Below are 3,083 nucleotides of genomic sequence, written 5' to 3' on the forward strand. Positions count from 1 at the left end.
CATTGAACTTCGCATAAGCTGCATCGAATTTTTCTACTTGTGCTACGTATTTAGCCGCTAATTCTTTACCTTTAGCACTGCCATCATTCATGTAAGCTTTAGAATCATCATACGCTAATAAGTCTTTATATGTTGGTACTAATTCATTAAGTACTGCTAACAAAGCATCACGTTCTGCATCAACTTCTTTAAATGTAGAACCTTCTTTTTTGGATGCTTCCAAAGCTTCTTTTAAAGTATCATAATGAGGTTGAGTTCTAATAGCACCTTCTTGGAAGCCGCCTTTTAATTTAGCCAAACCATCTGCATAGTTTTGACCCCAAGTAGCATTCTCACTGTTAAAGCGGTTTGTTGCGTCAATAAGTGTATTCAGCTTAGCAGCTGCTTTCTCATCGCCGCCATTATCAACTACAGAAGATACTACGGAGCCAATACCGCCCACTTTATCACTACCGCAACCAGAAACAAATAAGCCTGCTGTCAATGCCGCTACACAAAGTAAAGTTGAAAATAATCTGCGTTTATTGTTCATAACTTCTCTTCTCCTAAAATACACATGAATATTAAACTAACCGCATTATACTAACTATGCTACACCAATTCTGTAGCTACAGCTACAAAAATAAAACTACACCAAAATTTCACCCTGCTAAAGGGACTTAACCTCAAGATCAATCAATCCATTTAAAATATTTACACGCATTATAGATACCATCTTTATCACAATCCGTAGTGATATAATCGGCTTTTGCTTTTAACTCAGGCCGCGCATTCCCCATCGCAATATTAAACCATTCAGGGCTAAACATGGATAAATCGTTATATCCATCGCCAAATACAACCGCTTGATTCGGCTTCATTCCAAAGTGCTCCAGCATGTTGCGAATACCTAATGCCTTTTCCATAGGTTCATACAAAACACAACCTTCACCATAACGAATGAGCTTATGCGTCATATGCTCGATATCTTTCTCCTCTTCTTCGCCTTCTTTGAAGAATACATAAATCTTGTAAAACTCTTCAACACTATGAAAATCAAAATCAGGATCTACAGTTGTTTTAAACACATCCCAATTTGGATTCCACTCTAAAATCTCCTTATACGGCGTAATGCGCCCTAATTTATTGCGATCCGTTACGGCCCAAGGAATATTATTAGCTTCTAAATACTCTAAATATTTAATACATGCATCACGATCCATTCCAATCATGGATACCAATTCATTATTAACAGTAATACTGTGACCACCATCTGCTACAAAATCGGTAAGGCCCGCTTGCTCTGCGAAACGCTTAGCATCCACTTGAATGCGACCTGTCGCTAGTGCTACTCGATGACCACGACGCTTTAATTCATCTAGACAGTATTGAGCGCTTTCAGGAATTTTACCTTCAGGCCATACAGCTAAGGTATTATCGATATCGAAAAAGAAAAACTTCTGCTCCACAGGCCCTCCTAATCACGTCCACTCATCAACTTAAACCGTTCTTTTTGCTCCACATCAGGATATTTTTCATGATCCACATCACTCATAAACATTTCTAACGGGCGTATATACATATCTCGATCATCATACAGTTTTTGATATACTACAAACTTTTCACCCGTTTCGGAGTGAGTCGCTATATCTAGCACGTAATAATACATGCCCTTAAAATGACGGTACAATCCGCCTTTTACTATATCACTCATCTATAACCTCATATAACATTCAATCAATCAACTAACATTTTCTTATCTCTTATTATATTACTATTATAAGATAAACTCACTCTAATCTAGCAAATTAACATTCTATAGTTTCCATATAATGAATCGCATCAGCCAACATATGCGTGGTAATTTCGTATGGTGACACTACAACATCACGAACTGAAACTGCTTTTTCTACGATTTGTGGTATATGAGATTCATCGAGACCCATTTGTGAAAGTTTCGTAGGCCATCCCATCTCGCGATATACAGGTAACCAACGCTGTAATTCTTCCAACTGTTTATCCACTATAAAGAGAATTAACAGACCGTAAGCCACCATTTCACCATGTAAATGATGTTTTTCTGTTTCTTTATTCGTAGCACAGCCATAGCAAATTGCATGAGCAATAATACTATTATAGTCACCCGGCATACACCCTGATACGATGCCCGTCGTAAAGATTACAGTCATGACCATTAAATCAAAGGCTTCACTCCGATGCTTCGCCTCGTTATCCTTATAAGCTTGTAAACCATGTTTAAAAATAGGCTCACTACACATAGAGGACAACACAAGACCTAATTGTGTATTGTACACTTGTTCACGGCCACGAGCAGACATCAATGTTTCGTAATGCTTGGCTATCGTATCTCCCATACCCGCCCATAAATAACGACTAGGAGCCTCTACGAGAATATCTGCATCAATAAAGCAGTGTACCGGTGGATGATTTACAAAAGCAATACCATCAAAGTTATGATCTGATGTATATACAGCAGCTGCTTCAGATGTAGCCGCACAAGTAGATGCGATAGTAGGAATCGTAAAGAACGGCTTATCATAGAGTTCTAGAGCGACTACTTTTACCGTATCAATGGCTTTACCTCCACCTACGGCAAAAAGAAAGTCTGCCACTTTCACAGATTCCATACGTGCAATTTCCTTACCTCGAGCAAAGGTACATTCGCCACCAAAGTGAATCACGTCCAACACCTTAATACCCGCCCTATCAAGTACGGGTTGGAGATGCGGTAACGCCTTAGATAATGCTGTTTCACCACCAATAATGGCCACAGAATTTCCGTATAATTTTGTAAATTGTGGAATGGCGTCAAATACATCGTGACCGCCAAAGCTATAACTTGGTAAACAATGAGTGCTACGCATGAAAAATCTCCTTTATATACTATATATGTATTATAAAAATTCCCATCTATAAAAGCAATTTGAATTCATAAAAAGGCCCTATACTTTCACAAAAAATGAAAGCATAGAGCCTTTAATATTATTTATTGTCGGAAGCAAGACCTTTATGGATAAGACCTACAACGAAGCCTAATACCGCAAAGCTTACCCAGCCCATACCAGCACTTTGAAATGGAATAT

At 38.4% G+C, this 3,083-nt stretch carries 4 protein-coding genes; all 4 read right to left on the minus strand.

What is annotated here, in order from left to right; translation table 11 throughout:
- A partial coding sequence (locus Q0507_RS08610; protein WP_298715086.1) for a DUF3829 domain-containing protein occupies nt 1-532 on the minus strand: 532 nt, incomplete at its 3' end.
- Between the two features lie 139 nt (nt 533-671).
- The gene (locus Q0507_RS08615) at nt 672-1,448 is read right to left on the minus strand and encodes an HAD family hydrolase (RefSeq protein WP_298715088.1); all 777 of its coding nucleotides are present in this window, start codon (nt 1,446-1,448) and stop codon (nt 672-674) included.
- Nucleotides 1,449-1,456: 8 nt separating this feature from the next.
- Nucleotides 1,457-1,693: a DUF1653 domain-containing protein gene (locus tag Q0507_RS08620; protein ID WP_298715090.1), complete on the minus strand. Its 237-nt coding sequence runs from the start codon at nt 1,691-1,693 to the stop codon at nt 1,457-1,459.
- Nucleotides 1,694-1,787: 94 nt separating this feature from the next.
- Nucleotides 1,788-2,864, minus strand: a complete 1,077-nt coding sequence (locus tag Q0507_RS08625; RefSeq protein ID WP_298715092.1) for an iron-containing alcohol dehydrogenase family protein — start codon at nt 2,862-2,864, stop codon at nt 1,788-1,790.
- Between the last annotated feature and the right edge of the window lie 219 nt (nt 2,865-3,083).

The sequence above is a fragment of the uncultured Veillonella sp. genome (assembly GCF_938010505.1).
Lineage (GTDB): Bacteria > Bacillota > Negativicutes > Veillonellales > Veillonellaceae > Veillonella.